The following is a 19,092-nucleotide window of genomic DNA, read 5'->3' as shown; positions in this document are numbered from 1 at the left end:
CGTCCTCTCCTGACACCGGCTGAGCGCATCCCCGATCCTTGTCGTTCGGATTTTCAGGTTGCAGTCAGCCTTCTTCTTCAGAAGGGCTATTAGCGTCGGCGGTGAGGTTGGGCGAAAGCTCCGCCATGCCCGGCGACCCTCCGTCAGGTACTCGGCACCGCGGAGACGGAAACATCCATCCAGCGGTGAAAGCTCGGCGCATCCGCCAGGCGCAAGCAATCACTCCCTGACGCAACAGCCATTCCGTCACGGCGCGGAGGATAAGGGCATCATTCGGTGAACGTTCTTCTGGTTGAAGACAACGTCGATATCGGCGACGCGATAGCGGCTCACGTGATCGCCGACGGGAACCGGGTCGACTGGTGCATGAATCTGCGGGACGCCTCCCGGAAATTGTTGTCGAAGAAATATGATCTCATCCTTCTGGACCTGCGCCTTCCCGATGGCAATGGCCTTACGTTTCTCGAGGACATCCGCAGCGGGAAGGACGATGTTCCGGTGATCATCATGACGGCGCAAGACCAGCAAAGCGATCGGTTCGAGGGAATGGTGCGAGGAACGAATGACTTTCTCGTCAAACCCTTCGATCTCGCTGAATTGTCGAACCGGATGAGACGCATCAAGAACTGCGCGCGATAGTTTAAAGCGCTTTGCGAGCCAGCACCTGGGATCGGCTTAGGTGTATGTCGACCGTCAGCCATTTCGCTATCACTCTAAAGTTGGTGCTTTCAGGTTGACGTCAGATTTCTATGACCAAATCGCGCCGCGCCGGGGTGCTTCGGGGAAGAAAAGCGCTCCAATTCAAATTGCTGCCTATTTGGAGCGGATATGACTGATCAGCCTACGCGTCTGGTTCTGCACACGCATTCGCGCGATGAAGTATTTGCCGACGAGCGCGAGTCGATTGCGGATTTTTCATTCAATTCCACCGTTGCCAACGTCTTTGACGACATGGTCAGTCGATCGGTGCCGTTTTACAGCGAGATGCAGCGTATGGTTTGCGAGCTGGCGCGAGACTTCGCACAGCCTCATTCCAATCTCTATGATATCGGCTGCTCGACCGCCACGACGCTGCTCGCGCTGGATCACATGGTCGACAGCCATGTCGATTTTGTCGGCGTCGACAATGCGCCGGAGATGCTGAAAAAAGCCGCCGAGAAGATCGAGGCATCAGGAACCAACCGGTCGATCGATCTGGTAACGGGCGACCTCCACAGCGGTTTCGTCGTCCAAGACGCCAGCGTCGTGACCCTCCTTCTGACTCTGCAGTTCGTTCGCCCGCTCTTCCGCGAGCGGGTGATGAAAACAATCTATCAGGGCCTGAATGAAAACGGCTGCCTGTTGCTCGTGGAAAAGCTGACGAGCGAGGATACGACCTTCAATCGCCTGTTCATCGACCACTACTACGACTTCAAGCGTCGTAATGGGTATTCATCCATCGAGATCTCCAAGAAGCGCGAGGCCTTGGAGAATGTTCTCATTCCCTATCGATTGGAAGAGAACATCCAGCTGCTTCGCGAAACGGGCTTCAAGAGCACCGAAGTGTTTTTCCGCTGGTACAATTTCTGCGGCATTGTCGCGATCAAGTGAGACGACGTCATGAAGAACCTTATGCTGAAGATCGGGACGTTCTTCTTCAAATACCGGAACCAGGCGTTTCCGCTGATCATCGTCGCTCTGTTCGCCTTGTTTGCGCCGACGACAGCGATGTTCGGCAGTGGTGCGGCCGAGCAATGGAAGGATGGTGTGGCCATCCTTGTCGTGCTCTCGGGACTGCTATTGCGCGCAACGGTGATCGGTTACGCCTACATCCAGCGCGGTGGGCGGAATAAACGGGTCTATGCCGCCAATCTGGTCACCGAAGGCATGTTCGGCGTCTGTCGCAATCCTCTCTATGTAGGGAATATGCTGATTTACGCCGGCCTCTTCCTGTTCCATGGAAACCCGGTGGTGGTCATCGTCGGATGCCTTCTGTTCGGGTTCATCTATCAGTGCATCATCCTCGCGGAAGAAGAATTCCTTTCCGCCAAATTCGGTGACGCCTACAGCGCCTATTGTCGGGATGTGCCAAGATGGGGCCTCAAGCTGAGCGCGTTTTCCGCTTCGACAGAGGGCATGGTGTTCAATCTGAAGCGCGTGGTGGCCAAGGACTACTCAACGATGTCCTCGACGTTGATCGCGCTGCTGGCCACGGAGTTCTATCGCGTGGCGGCAGATTCGATAACCGAACAGGAAGTGTCCTATGCAGTCCTTCTGGTGGTGCTCTTCGTCGGCGTCGTTGCGCTCACAGGTCTCGTGAGTTCGCTGAAAAAACGTGGCGTCTTCGACGAACTGACCGCTGCGCACTGATATCTTGTCAGGCGTTTTCCTGCTTGCACGGTATGTATCCGGTGCTGGCTTAGGCCATTGCCACGATCACGTGTGCCTGGATCTTGGCGCTAACTTCGCCCGTCCCATGCCGCTTCGCCAGTGCCGACGTCGCGTGGTCGGTTGCGGCGTCAAGTTTGCCGGGATCTCTGGCCTCGATTTCGCTACGCAGTGGCGTTCCCTGGCAATAGGCAACGGCGACAATGTGCGGTGAGGGGGCGCTGCTCTCTTCGGCCAGCGTATCGATCTCAACATGCGAGAATCCCGCATCCGCCAAATCACTGCGGATGAGATCCTTGTCGTAGTAGCCGTGCGGCGTGCGCGCGAGAAAGCGAGGCGGATCGTCCGGGAACATCTCTGCGAGAGCGGTCGTTATCTCATCCGCAAAGACATTCTCCTCGATCCGATCCCAGACGCTGAACAGAAAGCGCCCGCCTGGTTTCAGAACGCGCTTCGCCTCTCGATAGGCAGCTGAGCGGCTCGGAAAGAACATCGCCCCGAACTGACAGCAAACGACGTCGAAGGACGCATCCTCGAAAGGGAGATCGAGTGCATCCGCCTGCCGCCATTGGACGCGGCTATCAGACGGCTGTTGCGAACGGGCGTAATCGAGCATCGCCTGGTTGAGGTCGGTGGCGACGTAGCGTGTATCTGGGGCAAGTTTGTTGGTCATTGCGCGCACGACGACACCGGTGCCCGCGGCAGTTTCCAGGACCGAGCTTGGCGAGAATGACGCTGCTCGCCGCGCAAGGTCGACGGCATAGGGTTCGAAAATCATCGGAACCATATGTCGGTCGTAACTCTCCGGGATAGAACCGGCGAACTCCTTGTCAGCCTCCAACATTGGCGGTCGCCCTCCGTCGGTCGTTATGGATTTGGAGACTATCATAGGATCCAGTGTCCTGCGCGCCCTTATGGGAGAAGCCCGGCGTGGCGCTTCGCGAGATCCGTTCACAACTCCGAGAGCACCCCATTGAAGCATGGCCGGGTTGCGCTAGCTCACCGGGGTCGACGAGGAGAAGCCGCATGCCACATGACGATCTGGAATTTCGACTGCTGTCGGAAGCTGTGCAGCAGTGGTATCGATACTATGAGGTCACTCCGGATGAGCAATGCTCAAGCACGCTTTGCAATGCCGCGATCGACCTGTTCAACCGGGGCTATCGCACCGCTGACGACGTGGCCACCATGCTCATCGGAACCTACGTCGGACGCTGGGCTACACGGGTCAACGCACCAATCTCGACGACAGTCCATTAAGCTGATCTCGTCCGCCGTCAGCCCAATTGCCTTCTATAGTTCCGGCGATCTTTCCGTTTTAGCTTTTTCGAGAGGCTGGAAAACTTTCCGGTCATGGCTGACCAAGGCTCTTGACTGGCTGAATATGCGAAGAGCTTGCGTTGTTCCAATCTCTCGATGCTAGGAGGCGCACCGTTCGTCCTTGGTTGTGCCTGACGGCGAGGTGAAGCCCCTGGCTATATCTGCAAGCGTTACGCCCGCAAATCGCTTCAGCAGCAGTTGCTCGGCATCGGCGAAGACGTCCTTGAGGGTGGCGTTGACCGCCTTTTCGATGGGGCAGCCCGGCATATCGTAGGCAGGACCGAGAGCGAAGACGGATGGCTCGCCAACCGCGCGGTGAATATCGAGCAGCGTCAGCTCTTCGAGTGGGCGTGCCAGTGTCCAGCCACCGCCGTGTCCCTTTTCCGAATGTACGTAGCCGCTTTCCCGCAAGCCTGCCATCGTCCGCCGGATCACGACCGCATTGGCATCGAGCATGCTAGCGATCATGTCCGAGGTCAGTGCCCCATCATGCTGGCCCATATGGATCAGGACGTGCAGCATGCGCGAAAGTCTGCTGTCCTGTCTCATGCCGTCTCGATCCTGTCATGAACGCCTGTTTCTCAAAGCACCCTAGCACGAACTCTTATTCGTAACAACGAAAGTGTCGTGACTATTGACTCTCCAATGTCATGATACTTATGTTGTGGCGAGAAAAGGAGGGCGCAATGACCGACATCGTTCACGACGTGATTATCATCGGTGGAAGCTATTCCGGCTTGTCCGCCGCCCTGCAGCTTGGTCGCGCTCGCCGGGATGTGCTCATCATCGATGAGGGCCAGCGGCGCAATCGGTTCGCGAGCCATTCGCACGGCTTTCTGACCCAGGACGGCGTTGATCCGGCGGTCATTGCCGACAATGCTCGCGCCCAGGTTATGAAGTATTCGACTGTGCTGCTTCTTTCAGGCCGTGCTGACAGCGCTGTCCGACTGAAAGCTGATCACCCGTCGGGAGCGGCCTTCGACGTTGTGGCGAACGGTCGGAGCTACTTTGCCCGCCGGCTTCTGCTTGCGACCGGGGTCCGCGACATCCTGCCCGAAATCACCGGGCTGCGGGAGCGTTGGGGCAAGTCCGTGTTTCATTGCCCCTATTGCCACGGCTATGAACTAGACCGCGGCGAGATCGGAGTTATCGCCGCATCGGCCTTGTCCATGCATCACGCGCTGATGTTGCCCGACTGGGGCCCGACGACCTTCCTTCTCAATGGCGCTTTCGAACCGGATGCGGAGCAACGTGACGCCCTTTCCGCACGCGGCGTGAAAGTCGAATATGCACCGATCCGCGAGCTCTTTGGCCACGCGGATATCCGGCTGGCGGACGGCCGCGAACTGTCTTTCGCCGGGCTGTTCGCGCTGGCGCAGTTCGAGCTGACGAGCCCGATTGCCGCGACGATGGGGCTGGAGCTGGAGGAGGGGCCGCTTGGATCGGTGATCAAGACCGATCCAATGAAAGAGACGAGCATGGCTGGCGTCTTTGCCTGCGGCGATGCCGCACGTGCGATGGCATCCGTTGCGCTTGCTGTCGGTGACGGCAATCTGGCTGGCGCCGGCTTGCATCGGTCGCTGATGTTCGGCGCTATTTGACGCCGGGCGGCGGCGTCAAACTCTGGAGATGATCACTTTGGCGAAGTGGCGGCGCTGGCTTGCTGTGCTCGGATTGCTTGAGCGGCCGCGGCGCCGCCGCCCTTGTCGTCGCCTCCAACCTGAACGGTCGGTTGGGCGAACGAAATGCCGTTTGCGAGGAACACTTCGCGAATCTTGGCGTAGGCTTTGCGGCGGATATAGGTCTGCATCCCCGGCACGGTGGTCATGGCAAAACTCACGACAATCCCGTAGTCGGCGAACTGCTCCACGCCCTTCATTTTCAATGGCTCGATAAAGAGCTTGCCAAGTTCTTCGTCCTCTTTCAGCTCGGCGCCGACCTTCTTGGTCAGTTTCCGCGCCTTCTCGATATCGGTCTCGAAGCCGACGGTAATCCTGAACTTGTCGATGACCCAGTCGCGGCTCATATTCTCGACCGCTCCAAGGTCCCCGAACGGCACGGTGAACACGGGGCCGCGGTGATGACGGAGGCGGACAGATCGCAGGCTGAAGCCCTCGACCGTTCCCTTGTAGTCTTTCGCCTGGATGTACTCGCCAACGCGGAAGGCATCATCGAGCATGTAGAACACGCCGCTGATCACGTCTTTGACGAGCGTTTGCGATCCGAAACCGATCGCGACACCAAAGATGCCGGCTCCGGCGATGAGCGGTCCAATTTGCACGCCCAACTGCGACAGCACGACCAGTCCCGCAAGCACGGCGACGACGACAGCCAATGCATTGCGGAAGATCGGAAGAAGCGTGCGGAATCGCGCCCGCCGCGCAGCATCCGCGGGGTTGAGCGATGTCGTGTCAGTCGTGACCCGCAGCGAGCGATCAATCCAGCCTCTGGCGAGCTGCCAGAGGAAATCGGCGCAAACGAGGATGAGGACGCTCTTCAGTCCGCCATAGAACAACGAGACGAGGACAGGATCCCGTTGGCCGAGCGAATCCGGGTTCAGATGCCAGACCAGAGCCAGCCATCCGACCGCAAGAGCAATGATCGCGGCGCGCGCTCCCCGGATGATCAGCACGCCGCGAAAGCTGGTGGGATCGCTGGTGAAGGATGCAGCCAGTCGACCGGCTGCATTGAGGATTGCCGGCAGAATGAGCACGTAGATGCCAATCCAGAAAAGGCCTCTCATATTGAGGCACCAGATCAGCCAGAGCACGACCAGAAAAGCCATTGTGCCGAGCTTCCAGGGTCGCGACCGGCTTGATGTCGCCCATACCATCTCAATCGCCAGACATAGCCCGATGATCGAGAAGCAGTAGCTGATTGCATCCGTAACAAGCGGCGGTACGCCGAGCGGCTCTCCGATGGTGGCGGTGGCGGCCGCGAGGCAAACGACGCCGATGAACAGCAATAGCCGGTTGTGCAAAGGCGGCGCGATATCGGCTGCGTGGAGAAAGGCTGCCGCGAGGCGGAAGATGATGAAAGCGGAGAGATATGCGAGCAGCACGACACGGGCGAGAGGTGGCCAGTCCACCGCAAAGAACACGATCGCCATCGCGCCCGTAAAAATTCCGACCGGCGCTAACCGTCCTATCAACGTTTCCCGACGTATGGCCAGCTTGCGATAGATAAACTCGGCGACCAGACCTAGAGCAACCAGCCCGCTGAATATGATGAATATGGGCGCATAGCCTCTGCTGGTGGCATCGCTGCGCGCTCTGGAGGCCGCTGCCGCGACTTCTCCGGGGATTTCGGGGATTGCCGCTCTGATCTGGTCGACGCGCGCGCGGGCTGCTGTTTCCCATTTCGCCAACGAACCAGTCGACGAGGGGTTGGCGGCGGGCGTTCCAGTCTCTTTGCGGCTGTTCAGCCAAGCCTGCACGTCCTTGTCCTGTAGCAGGCGCACAAGTTCATCTATCTTCTCCTGCGAGGCCGGAGCCGGGGCCTGTGCGAAGGCAGAGAACGCAAACAGTAGCCCGACGAGGAAAGACAGTGACCATTTCATGCTGAATATCCTATTGCGTCAGCGTCTGAGGCTTCAGGTCGCCGCCCAGCGTGTCGTCCGGCTGCTGGGGCTTCTTTTTTCGGATGAGCGGCTGCTCGATAATTGTTGCCGGTGCTGCCACGGCCGCTCCGGCAACCGTGCCGATATTCGTGACAGTGCCGCCGACGACGGCCGTGATGCCCTCGCCAAGCGAGACTTTTGAATCGGTGAGCGTCTGCCCGGTCATGAGGCGCTGGCCGATGAGCTGAACGATCTCGGGGCTCTCGGCGAACTTGCCGTGATTGAGGCCGTCTTCCGTCTTCACCTTCGTCAAATCGATCGCCGTGATGCCGGCTTTCTCCAGCTTCGAGCGGTACGGTTCCTCCGCGGGATTAATTGCGCCGAGGCGCGAGACACGTCCCGTGATGAAGCTGGAGACCGCAAGCGCCTTGTCGTCCTGGGAGACAAAAATCGTGAATTTCGGTCGCGGCTCGCCCATTTCCACATACTGTTTCGCAAAGACCTGAATGTCGATGTCCGGGGAGGCAAGGATCACGTTGTGAATTTTGGCGTTCACGTGTCCATCCCGTATGCCCATCTGGCGCAGCGACTCCATTGCGAGCCACGTTCCCATGGAATGGGCCATGACGGTGATATCCTTGACATTGGGGTCGGCTGCCAGTGTACGAAGGGCCTGCTCCAGTCCGGTACGAGAGTAATTGGTACTCTCCTTGTCGTACTGGTAGGCCGTGATCTCGGCTCTCGACGGCCACGTAAACAGCACCGGCGTCGCCTGCATCTTGCTGTCCTGCACGATCTGCGCCAGCCGGAAAACGGAATCTTCGTAGGTGTTGTTGAAACCGTGGATGAACACCAGGGCATGCCCGCCATTCACGTGCTGCCCAAACCACGCGCGCCCCTGGGCGATCGTGTCGATCTGCTGGACATTGGTGACGGCAAACTCCTTTGCCGGGTCCGGCGGCAACTGCTGCGGCCATTGGACGGTGCCGGACTCGCGCTTGGGCGGGATCGACACGGTGATCTGCGTCAGATGCGGCTTTGCGCTTCGTTCGCCGTTGAAGAGGGTTGCCGGATCTCCGGAGGGCTCACGCGTGGTGGCAACCAGCATTTCGACCTTGGATGTCGGTGGCGTATTCGCCGCGAGCTTGACCGGCATCATAACGCCGTCCGGATGTCCGCAGCCTGTCAGAACAAGGAGAAGAAGGGTACCACTACGTCTTAACATACACGCATTCCAGCTACCGCCCGGGAGGAGGGCTCTCGAGACTGGAGGCTAGCAGCCGGTAGGTGGCGAGGCCTGTAGCATCACGTAGATTCTGTACCCATTGACGCTCCTGTGGTGCGGAATTGTCACGCGTTTGCTGGGTAGAAAGAGGGACCGTTTTCCACGGCCGATTGCGCCTGATACTGGGGGCCACGCGAGGCCAGAAAAGAGGACTCAAATAGTTAGCAAGATCAGGAAGATTACATGGAGCGCGAGGCCAAGACGGGGCAAGGCATTGCATTTGCGTGGAGACGCCCAAATTCTTTCAGGCTATGAAGGCTCACCGCCGATCCAACCGAAACCGAGGTTTGTTCCATGCCGCTGAAAGTGCTCTTCGTTGGAGGTACCGGCCAGATCTCTTATCCATGCGTGGAACGTGCCGTCATGCAAGGCCACGATCTGAGCGTCTACAACCGTGGCCTGACAGGAAATCCGCTGCCTGCAAGGGTGACGTCTATTGCAGGCGAACTCGGATCCGCAGCCTATGCCGAGCTAGCGAAGGCGCGTTACGACGTCATCTGCCAATTCATCGCCTTCACGCCGGACCAGATCGCGCGCGACATCGAACTGTTCTCGGGCAACTGCGGCCAGTACATCTTTATCTCTTCGGCTTCGGTCTACCAGAAACCGCCGCGACATTACGCGATCACCGAGGAGACGCCGGCGATCAATCCGTACTGGCCTTACAGCCAGGCAAAAATCGCCTGCGAGGAGTTGCTGACGAATTCCAAAAATCTTGCGTGGACGATCGTGCGCCCCAGCCACACCGTTCGAACCCGCCTGCCCATCATGCTGGGAGACGGTGACGTCGTCGCGCGACGCATGCTGGACGGCGAGCCGACGATCGTCGCGGGCGATGGCCATACGCCCTGGACGCTGACGCGTTCTATCGATTTCGCGTGGCCGTTCGTCGGGCTTTTCGGCAAGGATGCGGCGCTGCGCGAGGTTTTTCACATCACCTCGGATCGTGCGCACCTCTGGGACGACATTCAACGGACGATCGCCAGATTGCTCGGTGTTGAAGCCAAGATCGTCCACGTGCCGACGGACACGCTGATCAAATACAATCCGGATTGGGTAGGGCCGCTTTTGGGCGACAAGGCCTGGACTGCGATCTTTGACAACTCAAAGGTCAAGCACGTAGCGGGCGACTTCGCGTGCGCGGAAAACCTCGATGAAATCCTGGCCGAGCCGATCCAGCACCTGAAGCAGCGCTTCTCCAAGAGCCGACCACCAAGAGGTGAACTGGATGCATTGATCGACAGAATCTGCGCCGCGCAAAGCGCGCTGGGCTGAGACCCAACCGCTCACTGTTTGGGCAGCATCGATTTCTTGCGGGTCGCGGGTTTCCGTGGTGTCAGCGGCAAGCCGGCATCGCAATTTCGCGCAATCAGGGTTTCGGTGATCGATACGTCCGCATAGGTCTCCTGCATCCGAATGTAGATTGCCGACAAGCTTGGATCGAGTGAGAGCGCCTGGCGAACCAGAAGCTCGGCCCTTTCGACGTTGCCGCACGCCATGTTTGCGGCAACCTGGTAGAGCGAGGTCCGCCGGGTCTGGAAAGGCAGCGTCAGCGCGGCGCGCACCATCTCCTCGAAGCGTTCCAGCGCGTAGAGCGCCGCAACGCGCTCTTCGGTGATCCAGACCGGCAGAAAAGGATCGAGCGTCTCGGCGCGATCGAGCATATCGAGTGCGCGTTCAGGCTCCCCGGCATAGACATAGAAAGCGGCACTGCGACCGAGGATGTAGGCATCGTTGGGTGCAAGTTCGTGGGCGCGGATGTGGTGGTAGCGCGCCGATACGAAGTCGCCCGACTTCATCTTGATCGCACCCATGATGCGATGGGCTTCCGGGTCGGTGGGGTCGAGCGCCAGCGCGTGCGCGACCTGCATCTCGGCCCGAGAGAGGTCGAAGCTCGGCAAATTGCTCCACGAGCAGACATGCATGGCAAAGGGCCGGCCGAAACCCGGGTCGGCGGCCATCGATCGCTCGAACCATGATATCGCTTCGTGGATATGGTTGTCGGACACGCCGGTCAGGCGGTGGTGGTCGAGCCCGCGTAGATAATACTCATAGGCCGTCATATTCTCCGGACGCTTCAGCCGTGCCGCCGCCAGCTCCGATTGCTCAACGCGTCCGGAAACGGTTGCCGCGACGCGCGCGATGATCTCGTCCATGACGTCAAGCAACTCGTGGAATGGACGCCTGATGCGGTCGGACCAGATGACCAGACCTTCTCCGGTTTCCAGAAGCGAGATATTGATCCGCAGATCGTCTCCCGCTTGACGGATCGAGCCGCTGATGACGTAGCCAACGCCAAGAAGGCGACCGATCTCGACAGGGTCTTTCGTCGCCAGCGCGCTGGCTGCCGTCCGGGAGCTGACGAACACGCCCTTCAGTCGACTGAGCTCGAGCGTCAAGTCGTCGGTGATGCCTTCCGCCAGGAAATGCTGGTCGGCAATGGCGCCGGGTGCGACATCAAACCGGGCGACTGCGATTGAATTTGTGCGAGGCGATTGCGTGGGACTCGGTGCGGATCGCGTGGGAGCGAATTGATAGAGGTGGCGGTCTACGAGATCGGTGACGCGATATATCCGGATCGGCTCGAAGATCCCCTTCAACTGGCGCTCACCGATGTCTTCGAAACCGCAGGGCGAGACGCGCCGAACCTGATCGTAAAGCAGTCCCGAAACCTCGATCGCGCCTGGGGGCGCGGATGCCTCGATGCGCGCAGCGATATTCACGCCGTCGCCGCGAAGGTCCGAACCCACGACAACGACATCGGCGACATGAAGGCCGAACCGCATGTCGCCGCCGCTCGATCCAGGAAGGGCTGCGATCTCGGCGCGCGCCTCGATCGCGGATCGAAGCGCGTTGACCGGGCTGCCGAACTCCGCGAGCAGTGCGTCTCCCGCCGTGCCGAAGACACGGCCGTCATGACGCTGGACGACCATGCGCACCGTGTCGAGCGCAGCGTCGATCCGGGCAATCGCGTCTTCCTCGTCCAATTCCATGGCGGGGGTCGAACCGACGAAATCCCCTACCATGATCGTGGCCAGCTTGCGCTGCATGCTCGCTACCCCACAACAGAAGCACATGAGGATGCTAGTTTAGCATATTAGCGATCGCTTGGTGTTTGCTACTGGAAAACGCTTCCGCCAAGCAAGAGTGAGCCAGCTGCCCCCGCGTTATTATTCGGAAAGCACCAGCCGCCTCGATGTGGCTGCGGACAGATGTTCGGCGATGGCGCGTCGAATCTCCGTGATCGTATCGAACACACGGTTGTCGAGGTCGATGACATGGAAACGGACGGCGATGAACCTCAGGCGGTTGTCCATGGGAACCGCGATCCCGACTTCCTGACCATTGAAGACGACAGCTTGCTTGCACATAACAATCCTCCGCCAGCGCGAGACCGGCGCACCATTAGCAAAAACGAATGAAAGATTTGCGACGTCGCTAGATGGTCGCGCGCCGAGATCGGATTAAGGCGAGACGAAGTATTCGCGCCACCCACGAGGAATGGCGAGGTCGAATATAGCCGGTCATCACTCCTCCCGATTGATTGCGCCAGGCGAATGCCGGCGACTTTTATGTGGGCATGATCGCTATCGAAAAAGGTAGTCCAGAAAACACACCCAAGCAACTGATTTCGGCTATGTTTTAGCGATTTAAATTATATGACAATTACCGCAGTAGCGAAGAGAAAGCTGACGTACGTCCCTCTGCGTGACGCGTGGAACGGTTCTTGCAAAGTTAGCGATGTGTTAGCTGCGTGAGGTGCGCTTGTAGTGAATTGGCACAGAAATGGTGAATTCGCCCCCTTATTGCTCGTCATGGGTGGACGAGAAAAATACAGACACATTGGGTCGCTTCGTGATGTCGCAGAAACGCTAATCATCTCGTGGCCCTCGGATGACGGCGAGGAATACATGACTGCTATCAAGGCCTGCCTTGAGGCGATCCACGGAAGGGTGGCAGCGCATGAGGCACGCGCCGCGCTTATCCGCGCTGCGGAAGAAGCCGGTATTCCGGTCATCACCGTTGTTCATTGAGGGGAGTGGAAGTCGGTTATGCCGTGTGGCAGCGGGTCACCGTGGCAAGACCGCTTCGCGACGTTTCATATGCCTGACCCGTCGAGTTCTGCGACATCCTCGCCTTCCCACGGGGTCGGCATCGAACTGCGGCTGAGATTGGCCGAGGGCATCGGCATCCAACACTTCAGTTCGGGTTCGGCGTATTCGATGATGCGACCGGGCGAAGAGTCGGACGCCCGCCAACCCTCGGAACCGAACCGATCGCTATGCGACCAATAGGCAAGGTCCACTTCCGCCGCGCCCTGCTCGGAGGGATGGATCGTGACGAGTATCCGACTGCCGTCTTTGGGCGCGCTCGCCATGTGGCGCCAACGGTCTGGTTCGATCATCCTTTTTCCTCCTGCGTCGCTTCGGGCTGCAAGTGTCGCCTCGCGATAGAAGGCGGTCAACCCAAACTTTCTAGGGCTGCCATCGATTGATTGTCTGATCGGCGGGAGGCTCAGCCGGCAAGAAATCGCGGTCACAGGTTTGCAGCTCGTCCCTATCGGTCGACTCGGTTCTGCGCCGACGGATAGCTGATCGACGTTACCGCCGCCTCGTCCTGCTGTGATCTGTTATCGGGAACCGTCCGTGCGATGACGATGGCGAGAACACAAAACGCCAGCCGCCAGGCGAAGGCGCGGAGGAGAGCTTCTGAAGCATCCATTGGTTGATCCCTGCATTGAAAGGCGATGCGACAAGGATCGTGAACAGGCGACTTTGCACAATGCGCAAGATACAAGGGAACCCTACGGAAAATCCGAAGAGCTATGGATGTGGTGAGTTATGCGCTTTGACTTGACCGATCTCCGCCTTTTTCTTCAAGTCGTCGAGGCGGAGAGCATCACCCAGGGGGCCGAGCGGGCAGGGATGGCCTTGCCGTCAGCGAGTGCGCGTATTCGGGGTATGGAGGAAATCAGCAGGGTCTCCCTGCTCGATCGAGGTGCACGCGGGGTTCGCCCAACCGCCGCCGGCGAGGCTCTCGCTCATCATGCGCGCATCGTTCTCGGGCAGATGGAGCAGATGCGGGGCGATCTCCAGCTTTATGCGCGCGGCCTGCGAGGCAAGATACGCATCTTGTCGGGCAGAGCGGCGATGGCTCATCTTCCTGATACCCTGCGCCGATACCTCTTAGCGCATCCCACAATCGACATAGACCTTGAGGAGCGGCAAAGCCCGGATGTCGTCGCGGCGGTGGCCGGAGGCCACGCCGATCTCGGCATTGCCGCGGACACGACTGATACGGGAACACTGGAAACCCGGCCCTTCGAAGTCGATCGCCTGGTATTGATAACCCCCGGCGACCATGCTTTCGCCGGTCGGGACGAGGTGGCCTTTGCCCAGGTTCTGGATCAACCCTTCATCGGACTCCCGGCCGAGAGCGCGCTGCAGGGGCATCTGGCCACCCATGCTGCCCGGGAAGGCAAGCCCTTCAAATTGCGCGTTCGCCTCGACAGTTTCGAGGACATTTGCGCGATGGTGAGCAGCGGTGTCGGGCTCGCCATTGTGCCCGAGGTCTACGCGCGGAGATACCAGGCGGAGATGGCCTTCCGGATCGTGGCGATAACAGACGGTTGGGCACTGCGACACCTTCTCATCTGCGCGCGCAGTTTCGACGCGCTTCCGGTCCATGCCCGAGCGCTCGTCGAATATTTGTCGAATGACGCGGATGATCGCTGAGTGCACGACAGCGTGCCTGCACGGCTTTGAAGAGGCAGCGTTCAATCCTGGAGGAATCTGACCGCTATCTCGGAGCTTCGCGCTCCATGCTTAACCGATGAAATCCGCGAAATACCACTTTTTTACCCGAGAGAGTTTATCGTGCCGCGCGGTCTTGGTTGTCAGGGCAAAAGCCTGTAAGACCTCGACCGAATAAACCTGCCGTTCAGTGGCGTTGTGTTTCAGCGCCATACACTCATGACGTTGGAATTGCGATGAACCTTTACGTGGATTATCTGGCCGAGATCAAAAGCAGAGAAACTCAGGGGCTCGCGCCCAAGCCGATCGATGATGGCGCGCTTACCGCTGAAATCATCACATTGATCGAGGATGCCGGCAGCGAATACCGCGCCGATGCGCTGAAATTCTTCATCTACAACACGCTGCCAGGTACGACGAGTGCAGCCGGCGTCAAGGCCGCCTTCCTCAAGAAGATCATCCTCGGCGAGACCCTCGTCCCCGAGATCGCTCCGAAATTCGCCCTCGAACTGCTGTCGCACATGAAGGGTGGCCCGTCGGTCGAAGTGCTGCTCGACGTAGCTCTCGGCAATGACGCCGAAATTGCCTGTCAGGCCGGCGACGTGCTGAAGACCCAGGTCTTCCTCTACGACGCCGACATGTTCCGCCTGCGCGATGCCTATAAGGCCGGCAATGCCGTTGCCAAGGACGTTCTCGGAAGCTACGCCAAGGCAGAGTTCTTCACCAAGCTCCCTGATGTCGAGGACGAGATCAAGGTCGTGACCTTCATCGCCGCCGAAGGCGACATCTCTACCGACCTTCTTTCTCCCGGCAACCAGGCGCACTCGCGCTCGGACCGCCAGTTGCACGGCCAGTGCATGATCACCCCTGAGGCACAGGCGGAGATCGTCGCCCTGCAGCAGCAGCATCCCGACAAGCGGGTAATGATGATCGCCGAAAAGGGCACGATGGGCGTCGGTTCCTCGCGCATGTCGGGCGTCAACAACGTGGCGCTGTGGACCGGCAAGCAGGCCAGCTCCTACGTGCCCTTCGTCAACTTCGCCCCAGTTGTCGCCGGCACCAACGGTATCTCGCCGATCTTCGCGACCACGGTGGACGTAACCGGCGGCATCGGTCTCAACCTGAAGAACTGGGTCAAGAAGACCGGCGACGACGGCAAGCCGATCCTCAACAACGACGGCAACCCGATCCTCGAGCAGAAGTTTTCGGTCGATACCGGCACCGTGCTGAAGATCGACGCCAAGAACAAGAAGCTGCGCGACGAAGCCGGCAACGAACTCGTCGATGTCGCGTCTTCCTTCACGCCGCAGAAGATGGAGTTCATGAAGGCCGGCAGCTCCTATGCCATCGTCTTCGGCAAGAAGCTCCAGACTTTCGCCGCCCAGACGCTCGGTGTCGAAGCAACCCCGGTTTTCGCACCGAACAAGGAAATCGCCATCGAGGGCCAGGGCCTGACGGCGGTCGAGAAGATTTTCAACCGCAACGCCGTCGGCGTGACGCCGGGCAAGGTGCTGCATGCCGGCTCCGACGTTCGCGTCACGGTCAACATCGTCGGCTCGCAGGACACAACAGGTCTGATGACGGCGCAGGAACTTGAGGCGATGGCGGCCACCGTCATCTCGCCGCTGGTCGACGGCGCCTACCAGTCTGGTTGCCACACGGCATCCGTCTGGGACAAGAAGGCCCAGGCCAACATTCCGAAGCTCATGTCCTTCATGAACAACTTCGGCGTCATCACCGCCCGCGACCCGAAGGGCGCGTATCACGCGATGACCGACGTCATTCACAAGGTGCTCAACGATATTACCGTTGATGACTGGGACATCATCATCGGCGGCGACAGCCATACCCGCATGTCCAAGGGCGTGGCCTTCGGTGCCGACTCCGGTACGGTGGCTCTGGCGCTTGCGACGGGCGAAGCCACCATGCCGATCCCGCAGTCGGTCAAGGTCACGTTCAAGGGCACGATGCAGCCCTACATGGACTTCCGCGACGTGGTCCATGCCACCCAGGCGCAGATGCTCAAGCAGCATGGCGACAACGTCTTCCAGGGCCGCATCATCGAAGTCCACATCGGCACACTGCTCGCCGACCAGGCCTTCACCTTCACCGACTGGACAGCCGAGATGAAGGCCAAGGCCTCCATCTGCATCTCGGAAGACGAGACGCTGATCGAGTCGCTTGAGATCGCCAAGTCGCGTATGCAGATCATGATCGACAAGGGCATGGACAATCATGCCCAGACGCTGAAGGGCCTGATCGACAAGGCGGATCGCCGCATTGCCGAGATCCGCTCCGGTGAAAAACCGGCGCTGACGCCGGACGACAATGCGAAATATTTCGCTGAAGTCGTCGTCGATCTCGACCTGATCGACGAGCCGATGATCGCCGACCCTGATGTCAACAATGCCGACGTCTCGCGCCGCTACACCCACGACACGATCCGCCCGGTCTCCTACTATGGCGGCACGAAGAAGGTGGACCTCGGCTTCGTCGGCTCCTGCATGGTGCACAAGGGCGACATGAAGATCGTTGCCCAGATGCTGAAGAACATCGAGAAGAACGAAGGCAAGGTAGAGTTCAAGGCGCCGCTCGTCGTCGCCGCTCCGACCTACAACATCATCGACGAGTTGAAGGCCGAAGGCGACTGGGAAATCCTCCAGAAGTACTCGGGCTTTGAATTCGATGATGTGAAGCCGAAGACATCGAACCGCACCGAGTACGAGAACATCCTCTATCTCGAGCGTCCGGGCTGCAACCTGTGCATGGGCAACCAGGAGAAGGCCGAGAAGGGCGACACCGTTCTCGCCACCTCGACCCGCCTCTTCCAGGGCCGCGTTGTTGAAGATACCGCCGAGAAGAAGGGCGAGTCGCTGCTCGCCTCGACTCCGCTAGTGGTTCTTTCAGCAATCCTCGGTCGTACGCCGAGCATTGAGGAATACCGCGTGGCCGTCGAAGGCATCAACCTGACGAAGTTCGCGCCGCCGAAGACGAAGCCGATCGACAGCCTGTCGGTTCACTACTAGTCATTTCGCACTCGGGAAGCTCTCCCGAGTGCGTGCCTCTCCTAGGCGATAAATCGCGGGTAGTTGTTGTCGTGTCGCCGCGTTGTAGCGGCGGCGCTGCATTAGCGCACAATCCGTGGCTGCTACAGCATGAACGCGCCATCGCGCCAAATCTCTTCTGCGGATGCAACTCGGCAAAGGTCGCGTGCGTAGAAGATCACCTCTAGGATTCTGTAGGCATTACGTTTCCCCGGCACGTCGGCCGCCTGGAGTTTCTTGACGCCTCCCAACAGCATCATTGATGATGTGTGCTGTCCCGAAGGCGTCGATTGTGGTCGGTCAATGTCAAGCAACGTCGAAGCCTTCGGGGTGAGTTGCAGCCATCCCAGCCGTTCCCGATTGCATGCCGAGACGTTCTCCGTTGTCTTTCAATGACAGTCTTGAGGTGACTCTGTAGGCGTTTGCCGGAGGGTAATGTCTCCAGGCTCCAACCATTCGCGGCTCGCCGCTATTCTGGTCCCTACCTGCGCGTATTCGACTTTCAATTCCCATGGAGCAGAAGTCGGCTTGCTCGACGGAATGTGAAATATATTTCGTGATCTGAATTATATTGACTATCATTCCTGATTGCCCTCTACTGCCCTCATCGAACTTCGAGGAGGAAGTTCGGTTTCAACGCGATCAGCGGCGTCCGCGTGACGCTCTCGGGCTTTTGGGAGGGGCTTCGGCCTCGAGGAGGAATCTTGCGCAAATTTATTGGCTCGACCGCCATGGCGGTTCTTGCAACCACGCTTCTGGCTGGCACTGCGACGGCGGCTACGGACAATCCGTTCCGCTGCAAGCCGGGCGAAAAATACGTGATGAACGTGATGGTCTCGGGCGTGGAATACTGGTTTCCCGTCTACGAGATGTTCAAGCAGGCCGGCCAGCAGTTCGGCTGCGAGACGGAATACACCGGCACGCCGGAATATGACGTCAACAAGCAGATCGCCAGCTTCGACCAGGCGCTGGCACAGAACCCAGCCGGGATTCTCGTTCATCCGATGAACTCGGATCCGTTCATCGAGCCGATCAACCGCGCCATCGGCCAGGGCACGGCGGTCGTCACCTTCGCAGCTGACTCGCCGCTTTCGAAGCGCGTTTCGTTCATTACTTCGGACAACACCCGCGAAGGCACTTATGCCGCCGACGCGATTGCCGAAAAGATGGGCGGCAAGGGCGAATATGCGGTGCTCGAAAATCCGGGCCAGGACAACCACGACAAGCGTATCGCCGCCTTCGTCAGCCGTATGGAGACGAAGTGGCCGGACATGAAGCTCGTCGGCCGCGCTGCATCCAACCAGGATCCGACGAAGGCCTATCAGGGGCTTTCGAGCATCATCCAGGCCAATCCGAATCTGGGCGCCGTGTTCATGCCGGAGGCGAATTCGGCGATCGGCGCGTCGCAGGCCAGCAAGGAAAACGGCGGCAAGGTGCTCGTCATGTGCGCCGACGTCAACGCCAACATTCTCGACATGATCAAGGCCGGCGAGGTTTTCGGCTCGATCAATCCGAACCAGGGCATGCAGGGTTACATGGGCTTCATGCTGCTCTGGCTGGCCAAGCACCCCGAGCTGATCGACCCGATGAACGACGCCAAGCGCTCCGGTTTCAACCCGATGAGCATTCCGGTCGTTGATAACGGGCTTTCGATCGTGACTGCCGAGAATGCCGACGACTTCTACTGGGACAAGTACCTGAAGCGCCGCGGCACCAAGGGTATCGAGGAGTAACCTCCTGGGCATGCACCATCTGCGTCATGTG

18 protein-coding genes are annotated in these 19,092 nt (G+C 59.3%); 10 read left to right on the top strand and 8 right to left on the bottom strand.

Annotation, left to right across the window (positions count from 1 at the left end):
* Nucleotides 1-276 precede the first annotated feature (276 nt).
* The 3 genes from ASE04_RS02855 (at nucleotide 277) to ASE04_RS02845 (ending at nucleotide 2,349) form a co-directional block, all read left to right on the top strand.
* Nucleotides 277-639, top strand: a complete 363-nt coding sequence (locus tag ASE04_RS02855; RefSeq protein ID WP_056811668.1) for a response regulator transcription factor — start codon at nucleotides 277-279, stop codon at nucleotides 637-639.
* Between the two features lie 189 nt (nucleotides 640-828).
* Nucleotides 829-1,590 carry a carboxy-S-adenosyl-L-methionine synthase CmoA gene (gene cmoA, locus ASE04_RS02850; RefSeq protein WP_056811664.1) on the top strand — a complete coding sequence of 254 codons (762 nt, stop codon included), beginning with the start codon at nucleotides 829-831 and terminating at the stop codon, nucleotides 1,588-1,590.
* Between the two features lie 9 nt (nucleotides 1,591-1,599).
* Complete coding sequence (locus ASE04_RS02845) at nucleotides 1,600-2,349, top strand: methyltransferase family protein (RefSeq protein ID WP_056811661.1); 750 nt, start codon at nucleotides 1,600-1,602, stop codon at nucleotides 2,347-2,349.
* A gap of 49 nt (nucleotides 2,350-2,398) precedes the next feature.
* Here ASE04_RS02845 and ASE04_RS02840 read toward each other — a convergent pair whose 3' ends face one another.
* A complete protein-coding gene (locus tag ASE04_RS02840; RefSeq protein ID WP_056811657.1) occupies nucleotides 2,399-3,211 on the bottom strand; it encodes a class I SAM-dependent methyltransferase in 813 nt (270 codons plus the stop codon).
* 182 nt (nucleotides 3,212-3,393) lie between these two features.
* Between ASE04_RS02840 and ASE04_RS02835 the strand changes: the two genes are divergently transcribed.
* Entirely contained in the window at nucleotides 3,394-3,627 is a 234-nt protein-coding gene (locus tag ASE04_RS02835) for a hypothetical protein (protein WP_056811654.1), read from the top strand.
* Between the two features lie 159 nt (nucleotides 3,628-3,786).
* On the opposite strand, the gene ASE04_RS02830 is transcribed toward ASE04_RS02835, so the two are convergent.
* Entirely contained in the window at nucleotides 3,787-4,236 is a 450-nt protein-coding gene (locus ASE04_RS02830) for an Rrf2 family transcriptional regulator (RefSeq protein ID WP_056811651.1), read from the bottom strand.
* Between the two features lie 146 nt (nucleotides 4,237-4,382).
* On the opposite strand from ASE04_RS02830, the gene ASE04_RS02825 reads away from it, so the two are divergent.
* Complete coding sequence (locus tag ASE04_RS02825) at nucleotides 4,383-5,288, top strand: NAD(P)/FAD-dependent oxidoreductase (protein ID WP_156408697.1); 906 nt, start codon at nucleotides 4,383-4,385, stop codon at nucleotides 5,286-5,288.
* Nucleotides 5,289-5,320: 32 nt separating this feature from the next.
* Here the strand turns inward: ASE04_RS02825 and ASE04_RS02820 are convergent, their stop codons facing one another.
* Both ASE04_RS02820 and ASE04_RS02815 read right to left on the bottom strand, forming a co-directional pair.
* Nucleotides 5,321-7,246, bottom strand: coding sequence for a mechanosensitive ion channel family protein (locus ASE04_RS02820; protein WP_056811647.1), 1,926 nt, complete (start codon nucleotides 7,244-7,246; stop codon nucleotides 5,321-5,323).
* Nucleotides 7,247-7,256: 10 nt separating this feature from the next.
* Complete coding sequence (locus tag ASE04_RS02815) at nucleotides 7,257-8,471, bottom strand: alpha/beta hydrolase (protein ID WP_056811642.1); 1,215 nt, start codon at nucleotides 8,469-8,471, stop codon at nucleotides 7,257-7,259.
* Nucleotides 8,472-8,825: 354 nt separating this feature from the next.
* Here ASE04_RS02815 and ASE04_RS02810 point away from each other — a divergent pair, with 354 nt between their 5' ends.
* On the top strand, nucleotides 8,826-9,806 hold the full coding sequence (locus ASE04_RS02810; RefSeq protein WP_056811640.1) for an SDR family oxidoreductase: 981 nt from the start codon (nucleotides 8,826-8,828) through the stop codon (nucleotides 9,804-9,806).
* Between the two features lie 11 nt (nucleotides 9,807-9,817).
* On the opposite strand, the gene ASE04_RS02805 is transcribed toward ASE04_RS02810, so the two are convergent.
* Together ASE04_RS02805 and ASE04_RS02800 are read right to left on the bottom strand one after the other, a co-directional pair.
* On the bottom strand, nucleotides 9,818-11,581 hold the full coding sequence (locus ASE04_RS02805; RefSeq protein WP_056811637.1) for an adenylate/guanylate cyclase domain-containing protein: 1,764 nt from the start codon (nucleotides 11,579-11,581) through the stop codon (nucleotides 9,818-9,820).
* Nucleotides 11,582-11,701: 120 nt separating this feature from the next.
* Complete coding sequence (locus ASE04_RS02800; protein WP_056811633.1) at nucleotides 11,702-11,902, bottom strand: hypothetical protein; 201 nt, start codon at nucleotides 11,900-11,902, stop codon at nucleotides 11,702-11,704.
* Between the two features lie 399 nt (nucleotides 11,903-12,301).
* Here ASE04_RS02800 and ASE04_RS02795 point away from each other — a divergent pair, with 399 nt between their 5' ends.
* Nucleotides 12,302-12,565, top strand: coding sequence for a DUF982 domain-containing protein (locus tag ASE04_RS02795; RefSeq protein WP_056811629.1), 264 nt, complete (start codon nucleotides 12,302-12,304; stop codon nucleotides 12,563-12,565).
* Between the two features lie 65 nt (nucleotides 12,566-12,630).
* Here ASE04_RS02795 and ASE04_RS02790 read toward each other — a convergent pair whose 3' ends face one another.
* Together ASE04_RS02790 and ASE04_RS30575 are read right to left on the bottom strand one after the other, a co-directional pair.
* Nucleotides 12,631-12,936, bottom strand: a complete 306-nt coding sequence (locus tag ASE04_RS02790) for a hypothetical protein (RefSeq protein WP_056811626.1) — start codon at nucleotides 12,934-12,936, stop codon at nucleotides 12,631-12,633.
* A 152-nt stretch (nucleotides 12,937-13,088) separates the two neighbouring features.
* The gene (locus tag ASE04_RS30575) at nucleotides 13,089-13,253 is read right to left on the bottom strand and encodes a hypothetical protein (RefSeq protein ID WP_156408689.1); all 165 of its coding nucleotides are present in this window, start codon (nucleotides 13,251-13,253) and stop codon (nucleotides 13,089-13,091) included.
* Nucleotides 13,254-13,372: 119 nt separating this feature from the next.
* Here ASE04_RS30575 and ASE04_RS02785 point away from each other — a divergent pair, with 119 nt between their 5' ends.
* From ASE04_RS02785 to ASE04_RS02775, 3 genes are all read left to right on the top strand, one after another.
* Nucleotides 13,373-14,266 carry a LysR family transcriptional regulator gene (locus ASE04_RS02785; RefSeq protein ID WP_056811623.1) on the top strand — a complete coding sequence of 298 codons (894 nt, stop codon included), beginning with the start codon at nucleotides 13,373-13,375 and terminating at the stop codon, nucleotides 14,264-14,266.
* A gap of 254 nt (nucleotides 14,267-14,520) precedes the next feature.
* On the top strand, nucleotides 14,521-17,310 hold the full coding sequence (locus tag ASE04_RS02780) for a bifunctional aconitate hydratase 2/2-methylisocitrate dehydratase (RefSeq protein ID WP_056811620.1): 2,790 nt from the start codon (nucleotides 14,521-14,523) through the stop codon (nucleotides 17,308-17,310).
* Nucleotides 17,311-18,059: 749 nt separating this feature from the next.
* Nucleotides 18,060-19,061, top strand: coding sequence for a substrate-binding domain-containing protein (locus tag ASE04_RS02775; protein WP_443216840.1), 1,002 nt, complete (start codon nucleotides 18,060-18,062; stop codon nucleotides 19,059-19,061).
* Nucleotides 19,062-19,092 lie beyond the last annotated feature (31 nt).

The sequence above is a fragment of the Rhizobium sp. Root708 genome (assembly GCF_001429725.1).
Classification (GTDB): domain Bacteria; phylum Pseudomonadota; class Alphaproteobacteria; order Rhizobiales; family Rhizobiaceae; genus Rhizobium.
Note: the sequence above shows the minus strand (reverse complement) of the source record. Positions and strands in the feature narration are given on the sequence as shown.

Excerpts from the sequence above, each read along its gene's own strand:
- ASE04_RS02800 (WP_056811633.1), bottom strand. The coding sequence starts at position 11,902 with ATGTGCAAGCAAGCTGTCGTCTTCAATGGTCAGGAAGTCGGGATCGCG.
- cmoA (WP_056811664.1), top strand. The coding sequence starts at position 829 with ATGACTGATCAGCCTACGCGTCTGGTTCTGCACACGCATTCGCGCGAT.
- ASE04_RS02785 (WP_056811623.1), top strand. The coding sequence starts at position 13,373 with ATGCGCTTTGACTTGACCGATCTCCGCCTTTTTCTTCAAGTCGTCGAG.
- ASE04_RS02845 (WP_056811661.1), top strand. The coding sequence starts at position 1,600 with ATGAAGAACCTTATGCTGAAGATCGGGACGTTCTTCTTCAAATACCGG.
- ASE04_RS02820 (WP_056811647.1), bottom strand. The coding sequence starts at position 7,246 with ATGAAATGGTCACTGTCTTTCCTCGTCGGGCTACTGTTTGCGTTCTCT.
- ASE04_RS02830 (WP_056811651.1), bottom strand. The coding sequence starts at position 4,236 with ATGAGACAGGACAGCAGACTTTCGCGCATGCTGCACGTCCTGATCCAT.
- ASE04_RS02815 (WP_056811642.1), bottom strand. The coding sequence starts at position 8,471 with ATGTTAAGACGTAGTGGTACCCTTCTTCTCCTTGTTCTGACAGGCTGC.
- ASE04_RS02780 (WP_056811620.1), top strand. The coding sequence starts at position 14,521 with ATGAACCTTTACGTGGATTATCTGGCCGAGATCAAAAGCAGAGAAACT.
- ASE04_RS02835 (WP_056811654.1), top strand. The coding sequence starts at position 3,394 with ATGCCACATGACGATCTGGAATTTCGACTGCTGTCGGAAGCTGTGCAG.
- ASE04_RS02805 (WP_056811637.1), bottom strand. The coding sequence starts at position 11,581 with ATGCAGCGCAAGCTGGCCACGATCATGGTAGGGGATTTCGTCGGTTCG.
- ASE04_RS02810 (WP_056811640.1), top strand. The coding sequence starts at position 8,826 with ATGCCGCTGAAAGTGCTCTTCGTTGGAGGTACCGGCCAGATCTCTTAT.
- ASE04_RS02840 (WP_056811657.1), bottom strand. The coding sequence starts at position 3,211 with ATGTTGGAGGCTGACAAGGAGTTCGCCGGTTCTATCCCGGAGAGTTAC.
- ASE04_RS30575 (WP_156408689.1), bottom strand. The coding sequence starts at position 13,253 with ATGGATGCTTCAGAAGCTCTCCTCCGCGCCTTCGCCTGGCGGCTGGCG.
- ASE04_RS02790 (WP_056811626.1), bottom strand. The coding sequence starts at position 12,936 with ATGATCGAACCAGACCGTTGGCGCCACATGGCGAGCGCGCCCAAAGAC.
- ASE04_RS02775 (WP_443216840.1), top strand. The coding sequence starts at position 18,060 with ATGGCGGTTCTTGCAACCACGCTTCTGGCTGGCACTGCGACGGCGGCT.